The following is a 15,222-nucleotide window of genomic DNA, read 5'->3' on the forward strand; positions in this document are numbered from 1 at the left end:
GATCGATCCATGATCCTGAAAGACCTGCCCCTAGACAGCCGCCCCCGCGAAAAACTGCTGGCCCGCGGCCCCGGCGCCCTCAGCGACGCCGAACTGCTGGCCCTGCTGCTGCGCACCGGCATCCCCGGCAAAAACGTGCTGCAGATGGGCCAGGAGCTGCTGGACACCTTCGGCGGCGTGGCCGGCCTGCTACACACCACGGCCGAAAGCCTCAAACGCATCAAGGGCCTGGGTGGCGGGGCCAAGCGGGCGCAGCTGGTCGCGGTGCTGGAACTGGCCCGCCGCGCGCTGGCCGAAAACCTCAGCCGGAAAACCGTGTTCGACACACCCCAGGCGGTGCGCGACTACCTTCAGCTGCAGCTGGGCAGCCGGCCGCACGAGGTGTTCGCCATGCTGTTCCTGGACAGCCAGAACCGCCTGATCGCGCTCGAAGAACTGTTCCGCGGCACGCTGACGCAGACCTCGGTCTACCCGCGCGAGGTCGTCATCCGCGCCCTGGCCCTGAATGCCGCCAGCGTGGTGCTGGCGCACAACCACCCCAGCGGCTCGGCCCAGCCTTCGCGCGCCGACGAGGCGCTCACGCGCAACCTCAAGTCGGCGCTGGCGCTGGTGGACATCCGCGTGCTGGACCACTTCGTGGTGACCAGCACCCAGGCGGTGTCCATGGCCGAGCTGGGGTTGCTGTAAGGTTGAGCCATGAAACCGCCCGCCCTCAAAAGTCTGCAGGACCTCAAGGCCGTCAAGCGCGAGATCGAAACCCGGGCCCGGCTTGAAAAAGAAGCCGCCGCCGCCAAAGCCGCCGCGGCGGCCAAAGCCAGGGCCGAAAAAGAGTTGTTCTCGCGCGCCGTCGGCGCCGTCAAGGCCCTGCCCGCCAAACACCTTCCCGGCCACAAGGCTGCGCTGCCGCTGCAGCAGGCCGCACCCATCCCGGTGCAGCAGCAGCGCGACGAGCTCGCGGTGATGCGCGAGGCGATCTCCGACGAGTTCGACGTCGAGACCCTGCTGGACACCGACGAGGCGCTGAGCTTCCGCCGGCCCGGCATGGGGCCCGACGTGGTGCGCAAGCTGCGCCGCGGCGGCTGGAGCATCCAGGGGCAACTCGATTTACATGGCCTGCGCCGCGAGGACGCGCGCGAAGCGCTGGCGCTTTTCATCAAGGACGCCCACAAGGTGGGCTGGCGCTGCGTGCGCGTGGTGCACGGCAAGGGCCTGGGTTCACCGGGCAAGACGCCGGTACTCAAGGGCAAGGTGCAGAGCTGGCTGATCCAGAAACAGGAAGTGCTGGCCTTTGTGCAGGCCAGGCCGGCCGAGGGCGGGGCCGGGGCGCTCGTGGTCTTGCTGGCGCAGGGCTAAGGCCCATACCAGCCGGCGTGAGCCCCTACTGAATCTGCAGCAACTGAGCGGCCACTTCCTCGAGTGCATTGCGCAAGGTGATCTGCCGCAAACCCAGCGCCAGAGCCTCGGCATGGAGTGCGGCGGCAAACGCCGGGCCCGCCGCCTCAATACCCTGCAGGTCCAACACCAGTTCGCGCGGAACCCAGCGGGGCGGCCGCCCTGAGGGCAGGCTGCGCCGCTGGTCCACTGGCAGCCTGTCCATCAGGATGATGGCTTGGTGGCGCGCCTCCAACTGCTCGGTCCCCAACAGGCGCAGCACGGGCAGCGTCACTACCTCCTGGCCGGCTTGCGCCTGCATTAGCGCATACATGTCATGCCACTCTGCCCCCTCCGCGCGCATGCGGGCAGACAGGCTGTTGGGATCGCCACCAAGCAAGCGCAGCACTTCGGTGGAAGGCGTTCCTGTCTGTGGCTTCATGACGATGCGCTCGGCCAGGCGCTGATTGACCGAGGGCAGTGACAGGCCATCGTTGGCCGCCCACAGGACATCAGCAGCGCACTGGTTCAGGTGCGCCAGCACGCCGCGATCATGGCCCAGCGCCCACAGGACCGGCACATGGGCATCCACCTCGGCACGGGCATGGTCAGGTGGCACGCCCAGTGCCAGCAGGTTCAGCAGCAAGGCAGGGCCGAAGCGTTCTCGCAGCGTGGCCAAGGGTGCGGCATGCAGCGCCATCGCCCAGCGCGTGGATGCACTCACCGCCACCACAAGTTTGGCCGGCCGGCAATGCACCAGACCCAAAGACCAGGGGCCCAAAGTGCTGCCAGGCGCAGTCGAATCAACAGCGAGTTTGGCCGGCAGCTTGAGGGCGCCTGCCAGTTCCCGGGTGACATGTAGCGTGACCATGGCGTCAGACCGGCAATGGGCGGCGATGGGCGGCGATCAAGCTGCCAGCTCACCGGATCGAGCTTTGCGGCCATAGTCATTCGCCCCGATTGCGCATCCAGTCGGCCGTCTGGAAAAACGAGGCATTGAGCCGCGTGCGCAGGCCTTCATCCACCCCGGTCTCACGCATGGCCTGGTCCATGCACGCCAGCCACTGGTCGCGCTCGGCAATCCCGATGGAGCCTCCGCCGGTGGATTGCGGCATGTGGCGCATGCGCAGGCGCGGATGGCCGAAGCGGTCGGTGTAATACTGCGGCCCGCCCAGCCAGCCGCACAGAAACCAGAACAGGCGTTGCCGGGCATTGTCCAAGGTGCTGCCGTGCGCGGCGCGCAGGGCTTTGTAGCCCGGTTCCAGGTCCATCAAATCGTAAAACCGCTCAACCAGGGCCTTGACGCGGTCCTCGCCGCCTATCCAGGCGAAGGGGGTTTCGAATGGGGGGGTTCCGGGGGGGCGTTCTTCTATCTGCATTTGGGGATTATCGAATGTTGAGGGTTGGGGGGTGGTTGGTAAGGATGTTCTTGTTTTTTGAGTACGCTTTTTGTTGAGGCTTGCTGGCCGGGAGTGGCCCGGCGGCCAGTAACTTTCTTTTGCTTCGCCAAAAGAAAGTCACCAAAGAAAAGGCGACCCGCAGTCTGGGTCCCTACGCTTCGCTTCGGGCAACCTGCGGTGCTCGACTACGGCGGGGTCTCGCGCAAACTCGCCTGCGGCTCAAACAAGCGCGATCCCTGATCCGCCTACGTCTGCGCTCCTCGGCCCAGCCAGGACGGGGCAATCGGGAGCGGGGACAGAAGACAAAGAATCAACCAAGACAAACAAGGACTCGCCGTGGCGAGTCCTTGTTGTTTTCAGTATTCGGTTTCTTATCTTCGGCTGTTTGGTATTCCTCCCCCACCCCTTGTGGATGCGCCGAGGAGCGCAGGGCCAGGCGGATCAGGGATCGCGATTGTCTGAGCGAAGTGCAACGTAGCGAGTTCGAGCGAGACCCCGCCTGGACCGAGCACCGCAGGTTGCCCGCAGCGAAGCGGAGGGACGCAGCAACCAGGGTCGCCTTTTCTTTTGCTTACTTTTCTTTTGGCGAAGCAAAAGAAAAGTGAGTAGCCGCCGGGCTACCCCCGGCCAGCTACCCTCAGCAGAGAGCGCGCAAGCCGAAGCAAGAACCGGCCCTATTGAGCCTTCCGCAAAGTCTCCACAACAGGCGTATTCAAAACCGACCTCAACCCCCACCACCCCGCAGCCAACGCCAACACAGCCCCCGCCAGGCTACCCAGCAAAGGCACAGTCCAAGACCCGGTCCAATTGAAATCAAACACAAACCGCGCCAATCCCCATCCCACCGCCAGCGCGACGACAGAGGCCAGGAAGCCGGCGAGCAATCCAACGCCGGCCAACTCCGCCCGCTGCACCTGCCGCAGCAGCGAGGCCCGCGCCCCCACCGCCCGCATGATGGCGAATTCGCGGGCGCGCTCTTCGCGGGTCGCGGTGATGGCGGCAAACAGCACGACCAGGCCGGCAGCCAACGTGAAGCCGAACAAAAACTCCACCGCGCGTATCACCTGGTCCAGCACGCGCTGCACCTGGGCCAGGGTGCTGCTCATGTCGACGTTGGTGATGTTGGGGAAGGCCTTGACCAAAGTGTTGTCAAAACTCTGCGGGCGCGGCTGGCCGGGCGCCGTCACAGCCGGCTCGGGCGCGCGGAAGGCGCTGATAAAAGACACGGGCACGTCGGCCGGCAATTTCGCGACCGTGTACATCACAAAAAAGTTGACGCGCATCGAGCCCCAGTCGACCTTGCGCAGGCTGGTGATTCTGGCTTCACTCACCTGCCCGCCTATGTCAAAGCGCAGGGTATCTCCCAGCTTGAGGCCCAGGGTCTTGGCCAGGCCGTCCTCGACGCTGACGGCGTCTTTCTCGCCGGCTGTCCAGCGCCCGCCGCTGGACTGGTTGTGCGAGGGCATCTCGGCGCTGTTGGAGAGGTTGAACTCGCGGTCGACCAGGCGCTTGGCACGGTCGTCTTCAAAATCGTCGGGCGTGACGGGCTTGCCGTTGACCGCGACCAGGCGGCCTCGGATCATGGGGTACCAATCAAATTTTTTCACGCCGCCGTCGCGCAGCGCCTGCAGGAAGGCCTCGCCCTGCTCGGGCTGCACGTTGATGACAAAACGGTTGGGTGCGTCGGGCGGCGTGGCTTTGCGCCAGCTGCTGATGAGGTCGGTGCGCAGCAGCACCAGCAGCATCAGCGCCAGCAGGCCGACGGCCAGCGCGCTGGTCTGCACCACGGCGTACACCGGCCGGGCCGAAAGCTGGCGCGTGGCCAGCACCAGCCAGCGCGGCGCGGTTGCCTCATGCACGCTGGCGCGCAGCAGCTTGACGGCGGCAAAACTCGCCGCGGCGAACACCAGCACGGCGCCGGCAAAACCGCCCACGGCGATCAGGCCCAGCTTCAGGTCGCTGCTGGCGGCCACCAGCAGGGCCGCGAAACCGGCCATGCCCACACCCAGCACGGCCAGCGAGGCGGGCTTGAGGTTGCCGACGTCGCGGCGGATCACACGCAGCGGCGGCACCTGGGCCAGCTGCAGCACGGGCGGCAGGCCGAAAGCCAGCAGCAGCGTGAGGCCCATGCCCATGCCGAAGAGCACGGGCCAGAAGGTGGCGGCCGGCAGTGCGGTTTCGACCAGGCCGGCGAGCAGCAGCACAAAACCGTAATGCACGGCAAAACCCAGGACCACGCCCAATGCGCTGGCAAACAGGCCCGCCAGCACGAACTCAAACGTGTAGGCCAGCGCGATGGTGCGCTGCGGCTGGCCCAGCACGCGCAGCATGGCGCAGTCGTCCAGGTGTTTGGCGGCAAAACCGCGCGCCACGATGGCCACCGCCACCGCGCTCAGCAGGGCCGCGAGCAGCGCCACGAGGTTGAGGAATTTTTCGGCACGGTCCAGCGTCTGGCGCATCTCGGGGCTGCCCGATTCGAGCGACTCCAAGCGCACGCCGCGCACGCCCGATTGCTCAAACGGTTTCTTGATTTCTTCCTCGGCCCATTTCACATACGCCTTCACCGCCTTGTCGTCGCCGGCGACGGCAAAACGGTAGTTGGTGCGGCTGGCGGGCTGGATCAGGTTGGTCGCCGCCACGTCGGCCTGGTTGATCATCACGCGCGGGGAAAAGCTGATGAAACCGGCACCGCGGTCCGGTTCCTGCACGATGATGCGCGTGAGCTTGAAACCGGCGTCGCCCATGAGCAGCGTCTGGCCGAGCTTGAGGCCCAGCGAATCGAGCAGCGAGGCATCGGCCCAGGCGGTGCCGGGGGCGGGCACTTCGCGTGTGTCGGCGCCGGCCTCTTCGGGGCTGCCGGCCACCTTCACGCTGCCGCGCAGGGGATAGCCTTCGGGCACGGCCTTGAAGGCCACCAGCTTGCTGGCGCCGCCGTCGGCGTCGGGGGCGCGGCCCATGGTCGGAAAGGTGACGGTGGAAATACCCTTGAGGCCCAGCGCCTGCGCTTTGGCGATAAACGCGGCCGGCGTCTGGCCGTCGCTGCGGACCACGGCATCGCCGCCCAGCAGCTGGCGTGCGTCGCGCTGCAGGCCGCCCTTGAGGCGGTCGGCAAAAAAGCCGACGGCGGTCAGGGCCGCGACGGCCAGGGTGACGGCCACGATGAGCAGGCGCAACTCGCCCGCGCGCAGGTCGCGCAGCATGGTTTTCCAGCCGAGCTTGAGGAAAAGGGTGTTCATGCGCCGACCATAACGCAAAGTCCGCGGCCCTTGAGCGATGGCCGGGTTCGCAGCCGGGTTATGCCGGTGTTATGGGCGGGCGGCGCTGGCGGCGGCCACGGGCGAGGCAGCGGCGGCCGACGGGAGCGCATCCAGGCGTTTTTCCAGCGCGCGCAGCACCGGCGCAATGCCGGCGCCCACCCGGATCTGCGGGTTGGAAAAGCCGTCTTCCTTGCCGGCGTCGATCTCGCGCTGCTTGATCAGCGGCACCGCGCGGGCAAAGGCCTGCTCGAAGGAACGCGTCTTGCGCAGCTGTTCGTCAAACATGGCGCGGCCGAAAAAGGTGAGATCGGAGCGGCTCCCGCAGCCATAGGAAGTATGGGTGGCGTCGGCCGCCGTCATGACCAGGGTGGTGTCGCCGGCCAGCGGGTCGACCCAGCCGCCGGAATAGCAGGCCGAAATCGCGATCACACGGTTGCGCACGCCCGACCTGTCGAGCGCCTCGCGCAGCTCGCCGGGGCTCACGGGCGGCACCTCGAGCGGCCAGTGGGACGTGGCGAGCTTGAAGTCGCTGGCGCCGTGCGAAGTCATGTAGACCACCAGCACGTCCTTGTCGCGGTCCATGCGCTGGGCAATCGCGTCGATGGCACGCTCCAGGTTCAGCGCGGTGGCCCACAGATGGGTTTGCGCGGTGCTGGCGTGGTTGACCAGGTGCACCACGCGGCCCTCGGCGTCGAAACGCTCGGCCAGCACGCGGCTGACCAGGGTGCTTTCGCGCAGGAACACGTCTTCCGCGGCATAGGGTGCGAACACCAGGGCGTAGACGTCGGTGACGCCGGGTCGCTCATGCGCAATGGCGGCCATGGTCTTTTCCCAGAGCGCCTGCTGCGCTTCAAACGTTTGCTGGCTCAGCTGCAGCCGGGACCTGTCATCGTCGCCGCGCGCGGCATAGTCTTGCTGCCAGGTGCGGGCCTCGAACTGCCAGAGCATGAGGCCGGTGGAGGCCAGCAGCGCCAATGCGAACACCCCCGCGCGCCACGTCAGGCCGGCAAAACGCCAGACCAGCAAGACCGCCGTGCCCACGCCCCAGGCGAGAAACAGGCCGTAAAAGCCCCAGTAAACCCAGGGCGACGAAAACACCGAACTCCTGATCCAGCCCTGGGCGAAGGCGGCGATCATCCCCTGGTACACCAGCGTCGCCGGAAGCGATGAAAGCAGCCACAGGACAAAGCAGGCGGCGATGCCCTTCAAGCCCTCGCCGGCGGGCTCATCCGGGCCGGCCGCCGGCGCGGCGTCCAGCGGAGGAAGCGCCCACCAGGCCAGGCCCAGGAACAGGCCGGCGGTCCACCAGCCCGACAGCCAGGCCTGCAGGTCCAGGCGCGCAGGGCCGGCCACCTCCAGACGGGACAGGGCCAGTTCAAGGCCCAGTACCAGTACCGTCAGGAGCAGCACCTGCAGCGGCGTGGGCACGCGCCCCGCCGCGCGAGGTTTCAGGAACACCCCCGCACGCAGGCCCTCGCCGACCCAGCGCAGCAGGGGCAGGTGCTTGCCCGGTTTGCCGCGCTGCGGCAAGGCTTCGGGAATTCCGGGAAGCGTGGGCTGGACGTCGGTATCGATAGCTGTCATGTCGGCGCGGTGGAAAAAGAGGCCGGCCTGGCGCCGGCGAGTTCGGGCTGCAGCGTGAGCCGCTGCGGGTTGGCGTAGCAGACGAAGCGCTTGTTCGTGGCGCGGCCTATGGCGCACAGGCCCACGGCCTGCGCCACCTGGTGGCCCATCTGCGTGATGCCGCTGCGTGAAACCACGATGGGCACACCCATCTGCGCGGACTTGATGACCATTTCGCTGGTGAGGCGGCCGGTGGTGTAAAACACAAGCCCTCCGAAGCCTCCCTCTTCACCAGCCGGGGCCGCGGAACCGGCTTCGCCGGGCCGCAGGCGCAGCGCCCCCTCGGGGGGCAGCGCAGTACGCGAAGCGACAAGCGTGGGGGCTACATTCTGCATCCACATCCAGCCGGCTATGGTGTCTATTGCGTTGTGGCGGCCCACGTCTTCTACGAACAACAGCATTTCGGGATCACCGTCCGTCATCGCGAACAGCGCGCAGGCGTGCACCGAGCCGGCGGATTTGTACGTCGTTTCCTTGAGCCTGATGGTGTTGACCAGGGCATAAAGCTGGCCCTGGCTGATGCGCGCATCGCGGGGCAGCACGATGCCCTCCACCTCGTCCATCAGGCCGCCGAACACGCTGCCCTGGCCGCAGCCGGTGGTGACCACGCGGCGCGCGGTTTTTTCTTCGATGTCCTCAATGCCGTGGCGCGTCTTGACGGCGGCGGCGCCGACGTCCCAGTCCACGGTGATGGAGTCTATGTCGGCCGCATCCTTGACCAGGCGCTGGTTGCGCAGATAGCCCAGCACCAGCAGCTCGGGGTGCGCGCCCAAGGTCATCAGCGTCACCAGTTCACGCTTGTCGACGTACACCGTGAGCGCGCGCTCGGCCGGGATGGAGATGCGCTGCGTTTCCCCATATTCGTTGACGGCCTCCACCTCGCAGGTCAGGGGCGCCTGGGCATGGGTCAGGCGCGGCAGGGAAGGTGTCGAAGCGGGCATGCGGCAAGACTACAACAAAAAAGCCGGCCCCTTGCGGAGTCGGCTTTTGGAAAGGCGGGAAGTCTCAGGATTTCTTGGCGGGGTTGCCGACCGCGTCGGGCTGCCTGGTGCTGGGCGGGCTGGTGGCGGTGCCGGCCGGCGAATGCGCGCCCGCGGCTTCCAGCGGTTTGGCTTCCGGCGGCGTGTAGGCAAAAGGACCGGGATCGGCGCAGGCAGGCGCCGGCGCAGGCGGCTTGGTTTCCTTGCCGGCGGCCTTGGCGGACTTGTAATAGGCGGCGGCTACCTTGTCCTGCGACTTGCACAGCTGGTAGGCCTCGGCCTTGCCGGTCCACGCGGTTTTGGCGGCGGCTTCGGCGGCTTTGGCCTTGGCCTCGTCGCTCAGCGGCGGCAGCTTGGCCAGCACCGTGGCCGATGCGGCGGCCAGCATGGCCAGGATCAGGAGTTTTTTCATGGTGTCCTCACTACGTGTTCAGGCTTGTGCGATCTGCCCGGGCGGATCCGCCGGCGGTGTGCTGCGCTGGGCCGGGATGTTGCCGGCCTTGACCTCGTCGTACCAGTATTCGTGGTGTTCCCGGGCCCAGGTCTCGTCGACGTAGCCGGTCCGCATGGCCTTGTAGGCGCCTTGCATGCCGATGGTGCCCAGGTAGATGTGGCCCAGGAACATGCACATCATGAGCACGGTGGCCACGGCATGCACCATGTGCGCGACCTGCATGGTGGCGCGCTCGTAGACCAGGCCGGGCAGCAGCTTGTCGAGCACAAAACCCGAGGACACGACCACGATGCCGAGGAAAAACACGCCGCCCCAGAAGATGAGTTTTTCGCCCGCGTTGAAACGGTTCGAAGGCGGCTCTTCGCCGCCCGTGATCAGACCGCCGCCCTTGGCCAGCCAGCGCAGGTCGCCTTTTTGCGGCCAGTTGTCGCGCAGGAAAGTAAAGAACACGATCACCAGCGAGACCGCGAACAGCGGGCCGGCGAAGTTGTGCATGGTTTTGAGCGTCCAGGTCAGCCAGCCGAAGAGCGCGCCGCCGATGACAGGCAGCAGGAAGAACTTGCCGAAGGCCATCACCAGGCCGGAAATGGCCAGGATGGAGAACGCGATCGCGTTGGACCAGTGCGCGGCGCGCTCAAAGGGCGTGAAGCGCTCTATCTTGCGGCCGGTGTCGGCGCCGTGGGTTTTGATCGAGCCCTTGCTGAAGTAAAAAATCGCGATCGCCAGCAGCACGATCAGGAACAGCGAACCGCCGTAGGGAATGATCCAGTTGTTGCGCACCTGGCGCCAGGCTTCGCCGGCGTTGGTCAGGCGTGAGCCGGGGTATTGCACAAAGGGCTGGATCAGGTTGCCGGCTTCGGGCGCTTCGCTTTTGGGCAGGCTGCTGTAGCCGGTAACGCCCTCGCCCACCTGGCGCCACATCGGCGCGTTGTTGCCGGGCTGCACCTTGGCGCGTTCGCCGTTGGACTGCTTTGCGTAGTTGGGGTCGGCGCTGGCGTCGGGCTTGACCTCAAAGATATTCTGGCCCTGGATGCCGCCAGCGGCGGCCGGCGCGGCGGGCGCAGGTGTCACGGCGCCGGAGGACTGCGGCGGCGCCGCCGGCTGGGGCGCAGGCGCCTGCGCGCCCGCCAGCCCGACAAGGCCGGCTGCCAGCAGAAAGAGAACGGATCGGGCAAACAACATAAGGCCTCCGGTCGCTATTTCGACGTACCCGTCCTGGTGTATTCGTTCTGGCTGTTCTGCGCGCGGGCCTTGAGGCCCTGCTCCCAGCTGGCCTTGTCGCCTTTGGTCCAGCCGGGGGCCGCGAAGGCGTTGTCGGTGCCCTGGAAAGGAGCGGCGTCGCTTTTCACGCCGCCCAGGGTCTGCGGTTTTTCGCCGCAGGCGGTCAAGGCGGTGGAGGCGGCCAGCGCGGCCGCCACGGAAACCAGCATCGCGAGGCGCTTCATGATTTGGCTCCCGCGGGCGGCTGGCCCGCTTGTTTGGATCCGTAAGCCGTGCCCCAGCCCCAGACTTCGGCGCCCTTGCCGCGCTGCACCACGCGGTTGCGGAAGATGTCGGCGACCACGTCGCCGTCGCCGGCCAGCAGGGCCTTGGTGGAACACATCTCGGCGCAGGCCGGCAGCTTGCCTTCGGCCAGGCGGTTGCGGCCGTATTTTTCAAACTCGGCCTGGCTGCCGTTGGCCTCGGGGCCGCCGGCGCAGAAAGTGCACTTGTCCATCTTGCCGCGCACGCCGAAAGTGCCGGCCGCCGGGAACTGCGGCGCGCCGAAGGGGCAGGCATAGGAGCAGTAGCCGCAGCCTATGCAGACGTCCTTGTCGTGCAGCACCACGCCTTCGTCGGTGCGGTAAAAGCAGTTGACGGGGCAGACGGCCATGCAGGGCGCGTCGCTGCAGTGCATGCAGGCCACCGAAATCGATTTCTCGCCGGGAACGCCGTCATTGAGCGTCACCACACGGCGGCGGTTGACGCCCCAGGGGACTTCGTTCTCGTTCTTGCAGGCGGTGACGCAGCCGTTGCATTCGATGCAGCGCTCGGCGTCACAGACAAATTTCATGCGTGCCATAACTATGCCCTTTCGACGTTGCAGACCGTCGTTTTAGTTTCTTGCATCATCGTCACGCTGTCGTACCCGTAGGTCGTCGCGGTGTTGATGGCCTCGCCGCGCACCACAGGCGCCGCGCCGTTGGGGTAATAGGCCAGCATGTCGGCGCCCTGCCAGCGGCCCGAGAAGTGGAAGGGCATGAACACCGTGTCCGGGCCCACGCGCTCGGTCACCAGGGCCTGCACATTCAGGCGCGCGCCCGTGGGGGTGCTGACCCAGGCGCGTTCGCCGTTGCGTATGCCTTTTTCGGCGGCCACCTTGGGATTGATCTCGATGAACATCTCCTGCTGCAGCTCGGCCAGCCAGGGGTTGGAGCGGGTTTCCTCGCCGCCGCCTTCGTACTCGACGAGGCGGCCCGATGTCATGACCAGCGGGAACTTCTCATGCACCTTGTCGGCGATGTTTTTCTGCTGGATGGTCTTGTACAGCGTGGGCATGCGCCAGAAGGCTTTCTTGTCGTCATGTGTGGGGTATTTGGCCTGCAGGTCGGCGCGGTTGCCGTACAGCGGCTCACGGTGCTGCGGAATCGCATCGGGGAAGTTCCAGACCACCGCGCGGGCCTTGGCGTTGCCGAACACATGGCAGCCATGAAGCTTCATGGTGACCCGGATGATGCCGCCGGAGGCATCGGTCTTCCAGTTCTTGCCCTCGGCCGCGGTTTTTTCGGTATCGGTCAGGTCGTCCCACCAGCCGAGCTTCTTGAGCAGCAGGTGGTCGAATTCGGGGTAGCCGGTGGTGATGTCGGAGCCCAGCGAATACGAACCGTCTTCGGCCAGCAGGTTGACGCCGTCCTTTTCGACGCCGAAATTGGCGCGGAAGTTGCCGCCGCCGTCCATCACGTGCTTGGAGGTGTCATAAAGGTTGGGCGAGCCCGGATGCTTGAGTTCCGGGTTGCCCCAGCAAGGCCAGGGCAGGCCGAAATAGTCACCCGTGGTGTCGTAGCCGGTGGCCTTGTCCTTGCCGCCTTTGGACTTGAGGGTCTTGACGTCGAACAGGTGCATGTTGCGCATGTGCGCCTGCAGGCGCTCGGGGCTCTGGCCGGTGTAGCCAATGGTCCAGACGCACTTGTTGATCTCGCGCAGGATGTCGTCCGGCACGGGCTCGTCCATGCCCTTGACCTTCTGCATCTTGTAGTTCTTCGACAGCTCCTTGGCGAAGCCGAGCTTTTCGGCGAACTGGTGCATGATCATGTGGTCACTGCGGCTTTCCCACAGCGGCTCTATGACTTTTTCACGCCACTGGATGGAGCGGTTCGACGCCGTGACGGAGCCGCTGGTTTCAAACTGGGTCGCCGCCGGCAGCAGATACACCGCACGTTTGGGGTTCTGGTCTTCGGCCTTGCCGGGCATGGCGGCCATGGCGGCGGTGGCCGAGGGATAAGGGTCGACGACCACCAGCAGGTCCAGCTTGTCCATGGCCCGCTTCATTTCGAGGCCGCGCGTCTGCGAGTTGGGCGCATGGCCCCAGAAGAACACGCCGCGCAGGTTGGAATCCTGGTCTATGAGTTCGTTTTTCTCGAGCACGCCGTCTATCCAGCGCGAGACCGTGATGCCGGGCTTGCCCATCATGGCGGCCGAGGCATAGCGGCCCTTGATCCAATCGAAGTCCACGCCCCAGGTCTTGGCGAAATGTTTCCACGAGCCTTCGGCCAGGCCGTAGTAGCCGGGCAGCGAATCGGGGTTGGGGCCGACGTCGGTCGCGCCCTGCACATTGTCATGGCCGCGGAAGATGTTCGCGCCGCCGCCGGACTTGCCGATATTGCCCAGCGCCAATTGCAGGATGCAGGATGCGCGCACGATGGCGTTGCCGGTGGTGTGCTGCGTCTGGCCCATGCACCAGACAATCGTGCTGGGACGGTTCTGGCTCATCATGGTGGCCACCTTGAGCGTGGTGGCTTCGTCCACGCCGCAGGCTTCCAGCACCTTGTCGGGCGTCCACTTGGCCATCACGTCGGCCTTGACCTTGTCCATGCCGTAGACACGGTCGTTGATGTATTTTTTGTCTTCCCAGCCGTTCTTGAAGATGTGGTACAGCACGCCGAAGAGGAAGGGAATGTCGGAGCCCGAACGGATGCGCACGTACTCGTCGGCCTTGGCGGCCGTCCGCGTGAAGCGCGGGTCGACCACGATCAGCTTGCAGCCGGTTTCCTTGGCGTGCAGCATGTGCAGCATGCTGACCGGATGGGCCTCGGCGGCATTCGAGCCTATGTACAACGCGCACTTGCTGTTCTGCATGTCGTTGTAGGAATTGGTCATGGCGCCGTAGCCCCAGGTGTTGGCGACGCCGGCCACCGTGGTCGAGTGGCAGATGCGGGCCTGGTGGTCGCAGTTGTTGCTGCCCCAGAAGCTCACGAACTTGCGCATCAGGTAGGCCTGCTCGTTGCTGTGCTTGGAGGAGCCCACCCAGTACACCGAATCGGGGCCGCTGTCCTTGCGCAACTCCAGCAGCCTGGCGCTGATTTCATTGAGGGCCGTGTCCCAGCTGATGCGCTCGTACTTGCCGTTGACCAGCTTCATCGGGTAGCGCAGGCGGTATTCGCCGTGGCCGTGCTCGCGCAATGCGGCGCCCTTGGCGCAGTGCGCGCCCAGGTTGATGGGCGAATCGAACACCGGCTCCTGGCGCACCCAGACGCCGTTTTCCACCACGGCATCAACCGCGCAGCCGACCGAGCAATGGCCGCAGACCGTGCGCTTGACCTCGATCTTGCCGGTGCCGTCGGCCGTGGCGCCGGGCGCGGCGGCCTCGGCTTTTTTGACCAGGGTCAGCTGCGTCGCGGCCAGGCCGACGCCGACGCCCAGGCCGGAGCGGCGCAGGAAAGCGCGGCGGTCCATGGTGGGCAATGCATTGGACAGGCCCCGCGACAGGCTCTGCACAAAACGCGCGGAACCGGCGCGGTGCGCGGGATGGACTTCGGAAGATTTTTTCGTGAGCAGCATGAAGCTCTCCGTGGAAAAGTGAAAGCGGGGCCGGGCGCGGAAGGGCGGATGAGCTAGACGCGGGTGGTCTTGTAGTAGCGCTTGACGTGTTCCGAGAGGCTGTAGCCGCCGCCTTTTTCAGGAGCGGGCTTGGGCACGGGGAGTTCGGCCTGGAGGGCAGGCGCACCGGGCAGGGCCACGACGGCCGCTGCGGCCGCACCGGTGGCGGCGGCGCCGAAAAAGAATCCCCGTCGCGAGGGTTTTGGCTGGCTGTCCTGCATGGTGTTCTCCAGGGGAAGGCTTGCTCGGTATGCAACCGTTTGCATAGTACTGTACGTCAGAGGGGGCCGCGCCACAATGGCTTGTCCCACTCAATCGGTAGGGCTAGGGAAAACGATAGGCCCTCTTACGATCACCGAGCGCCCGCGCGGCGCGGCCTGCCGCAGGCGGTCTCAATTTGAGAAAACTTCGCCCGCCCCTCAAGCCAGCATGTCGAAGCCCTGCGCCTCGACGCTGATGAAGGCTTGCGTGAAAGCCGCCAGCGCCGCGTAAAAGCGCGCCTTGGGGTGTTGCGCAATGGCCTCGCACATCAAGGGCAGCCAGGGCTGCAGGTGCCGCGCGAAAAACTCGCGCTGCCGCGTGAGGTTGGCCACAGCCACGTCGTCGCCGGCGATCAGGTAGCGCATGACTTCGCAGAGGTAGGCCACGTGGTCTTCGGTTTCGGGCATGGCCTCGTCGCGCGCCAGGCCCAGCGCCGCAAGCTCGGTGCGCAGTGCGGCCAGCGGTTTTTCGTTGAGGAAGCCGCTGAGGTAATGAGAACCAAAGAGGTATAGCTCGGGCCTGCCCACGCCGCCGAACAGCGCATCGTGCTCCTGGGCCACGGCCTCCAGGCTTTGCGCGCGCGCCGCGGCCACCAGCTCGCCCCAGGGGCTTTCCAGCAGCGCGCCCTCGGCGGGCGCGGCCGTCACGGCGACACGCAGGTTTTCATAAAGCTCGGCCGATGGCGCGGCGTAGTACAGCGCGGCCAGCAGGCCGTAGACCTCGGCGCGCGCAGTTTCTTCGTCCAGGGTGGAGGCGGTCAGGGAGGCGGGTGTCATGGCGGCGTCTTGTTCTGGTGATCA

Annotated in this window: 14 protein-coding genes; 2 read left to right on the top strand and 12 right to left on the bottom strand. The window is 66.2% G+C overall.

The genetic code is table 11. The annotated features are described in order from the left end of the window. The first annotated feature begins 9 nt into the window (after positions 1-9). Positions 10-687, top strand: a complete 678-nt coding sequence (gene radC, locus ACSQ27_RS20585; protein ID WP_436157355.1) for a RadC family protein — start codon at positions 10-12, stop codon at positions 685-687. Between the two features lie 9 nt (positions 688-696). Continuing rightward, positions 697-1,353, top strand: a complete 657-nt coding sequence (locus tag ACSQ27_RS20590) for a Smr/MutS family protein (protein WP_436157356.1) — start codon at positions 697-699, stop codon at positions 1,351-1,353. 25 nt (positions 1,354-1,378) lie between these two features. Here the strand turns inward: ACSQ27_RS20590 and ACSQ27_RS20595 are convergent, their stop codons facing one another. The 12 genes from ACSQ27_RS20595 to ACSQ27_RS20650 all read right to left on the bottom strand — a co-directional run bounded on the left by ACSQ27_RS20595 (position 1,379) and on the right by ACSQ27_RS20650 (position 15,198). Next, positions 1,379-2,242: a DUF6933 domain-containing protein gene (locus ACSQ27_RS20595; RefSeq protein ID WP_436157357.1), complete on the bottom strand. Its 864-nt coding sequence runs from the start codon at positions 2,240-2,242 to the stop codon at positions 1,379-1,381. A 76-nt stretch (positions 2,243-2,318) separates the two neighbouring features. Continuing rightward, positions 2,319-2,750 carry a group II truncated hemoglobin gene (locus ACSQ27_RS20600; protein ID WP_436157358.1) on the bottom strand — a complete coding sequence of 144 codons (432 nt, stop codon included), beginning with the start codon at positions 2,748-2,750 and terminating at the stop codon, positions 2,319-2,321. Positions 2,751-3,445: 695 nt separating this feature from the next. Next, on the bottom strand, positions 3,446-6,007 hold the full coding sequence (locus tag ACSQ27_RS20605) for an ABC transporter permease (RefSeq protein ID WP_436157359.1): 2,562 nt from the start codon (positions 6,005-6,007) through the stop codon (positions 3,446-3,448). 69 nt (positions 6,008-6,076) lie between these two features. Beyond that, positions 6,077-7,612 (bottom strand): C13 family peptidase, encoded by a 1,536-nt coding sequence (locus ACSQ27_RS20610; RefSeq protein WP_436157360.1) that lies wholly within the window; start codon positions 7,610-7,612, stop codon positions 6,077-6,079. After that, positions 7,609-8,592, bottom strand: coding sequence for a formate dehydrogenase accessory sulfurtransferase FdhD (locus ACSQ27_RS20615; RefSeq protein ID WP_436157361.1), 984 nt, complete (start codon positions 8,590-8,592; stop codon positions 7,609-7,611). Before ACSQ27_RS20615 ends, ACSQ27_RS20610 begins: the two co-directional genes overlap by 4 nt. 64 nt (positions 8,593-8,656) lie before the next feature. Further along, positions 8,657-9,043, bottom strand: a complete 387-nt coding sequence (locus ACSQ27_RS20620; RefSeq protein ID WP_436157362.1) for a hypothetical protein — start codon at positions 9,041-9,043, stop codon at positions 8,657-8,659. 18 nt (positions 9,044-9,061) lie between these two features. After that, entirely contained in the window at positions 9,062-10,267 is a 1,206-nt protein-coding gene (locus tag ACSQ27_RS20625; protein WP_436157363.1) for a formate dehydrogenase subunit gamma, read from the bottom strand. A gap of 14 nt (positions 10,268-10,281) precedes the next feature. Then, a complete protein-coding gene (locus tag ACSQ27_RS20630) occupies positions 10,282-10,530 on the bottom strand; it encodes a hypothetical protein (RefSeq protein ID WP_436157364.1) in 249 nt (82 codons plus the stop codon). Continuing rightward, complete coding sequence (gene fdh3B / locus ACSQ27_RS20635; RefSeq protein WP_436157365.1) at positions 10,527-11,147, bottom strand: formate dehydrogenase FDH3 subunit beta; 621 nt, start codon at positions 11,145-11,147, stop codon at positions 10,527-10,529. Before fdh3B ends, ACSQ27_RS20630 begins: the two co-directional genes overlap by 4 nt. A 2-nt stretch (positions 11,148-11,149) precedes the next feature. Continuing rightward, on the bottom strand, positions 11,150-14,122 hold the full coding sequence (locus ACSQ27_RS20640; protein WP_436157366.1) for a formate dehydrogenase subunit alpha: 2,973 nt from the start codon (positions 14,120-14,122) through the stop codon (positions 11,150-11,152). A 53-nt stretch (positions 14,123-14,175) separates the two neighbouring features. After that, the gene (locus tag ACSQ27_RS20645; RefSeq protein WP_436157367.1) at positions 14,176-14,382 is read right to left on the bottom strand and encodes a formate dehydrogenase; all 207 of its coding nucleotides are present in this window, start codon (positions 14,380-14,382) and stop codon (positions 14,176-14,178) included. 198 nt (positions 14,383-14,580) lie between these two features. After that, positions 14,581-15,198 (bottom strand): TorD/DmsD family molecular chaperone, encoded by a 618-nt coding sequence (locus tag ACSQ27_RS20650; protein ID WP_436157368.1) that lies wholly within the window; start codon positions 15,196-15,198, stop codon positions 14,581-14,583. Between the last annotated feature and the right edge of the window lie 24 nt (positions 15,199-15,222).

The sequence above is a fragment of the Polaromonas sp. LjRoot131 genome, assembly GCF_964252805.1.
Lineage (GTDB): Bacteria > Pseudomonadota > Gammaproteobacteria > Burkholderiales > Burkholderiaceae_C > Polaromonas.

What these genes read in the sequence shown, in the direction of transcription:
- fdh3B (WP_436157365.1), bottom strand. Translation starts at nt 11,147, where the DNA reads ATGGCACGCATGAAATTTGTCTGTGACGCCGAGCGCTGCATCGAATGC.
- ACSQ27_RS20645 (WP_436157367.1), bottom strand. Translation starts at nt 14,382, where the DNA reads ATGCAGGACAGCCAGCCAAAACCCTCGCGACGGGGATTCTTTTTCGGC.
- ACSQ27_RS20595 (WP_436157357.1), bottom strand. Translation starts at nt 2,242, where the DNA reads ATGGTCACGCTACATGTCACCCGGGAACTGGCAGGCGCCCTCAAGCTG.
- ACSQ27_RS20605 (WP_436157359.1), bottom strand. Translation starts at nt 6,007, where the DNA reads ATGAACACCCTTTTCCTCAAGCTCGGCTGGAAAACCATGCTGCGCGAC.
- ACSQ27_RS20625 (WP_436157363.1), bottom strand. Translation starts at nt 10,267, where the DNA reads ATGTTGTTTGCCCGATCCGTTCTCTTTCTGCTGGCAGCCGGCCTTGTC.
- ACSQ27_RS20640 (WP_436157366.1), bottom strand. Translation starts at nt 14,122, where the DNA reads ATGCTGCTCACGAAAAAATCTTCCGAAGTCCATCCCGCGCACCGCGCC.
- radC (WP_436157355.1), top strand. Translation starts at nt 10, where the DNA reads ATGATCCTGAAAGACCTGCCCCTAGACAGCCGCCCCCGCGAAAAACTG.
- ACSQ27_RS20630 (WP_436157364.1), bottom strand. Translation starts at nt 10,530, where the DNA reads ATGAAGCGCCTCGCGATGCTGGTTTCCGTGGCGGCCGCGCTGGCCGCC.
- ACSQ27_RS20615 (WP_436157361.1), bottom strand. Translation starts at nt 8,592, where the DNA reads ATGCCCGCTTCGACACCTTCCCTGCCGCGCCTGACCCATGCCCAGGCG.
- ACSQ27_RS20590 (WP_436157356.1), top strand. Translation starts at nt 697, where the DNA reads ATGAAACCGCCCGCCCTCAAAAGTCTGCAGGACCTCAAGGCCGTCAAG.
- ACSQ27_RS20650 (WP_436157368.1), bottom strand. Translation starts at nt 15,198, where the DNA reads ATGACACCCGCCTCCCTGACCGCCTCCACCCTGGACGAAGAAACTGCG.
- ACSQ27_RS20620 (WP_436157362.1), bottom strand. Translation starts at nt 9,043, where the DNA reads ATGAAAAAACTCCTGATCCTGGCCATGCTGGCCGCCGCATCGGCCACG.
- ACSQ27_RS20610 (WP_436157360.1), bottom strand. Translation starts at nt 7,612, where the DNA reads ATGACAGCTATCGATACCGACGTCCAGCCCACGCTTCCCGGAATTCCC.
- ACSQ27_RS20600 (WP_436157358.1), bottom strand. Translation starts at nt 2,750, where the DNA reads ATGCAGATAGAAGAACGCCCCCCCGGAACCCCCCCATTCGAAACCCCC.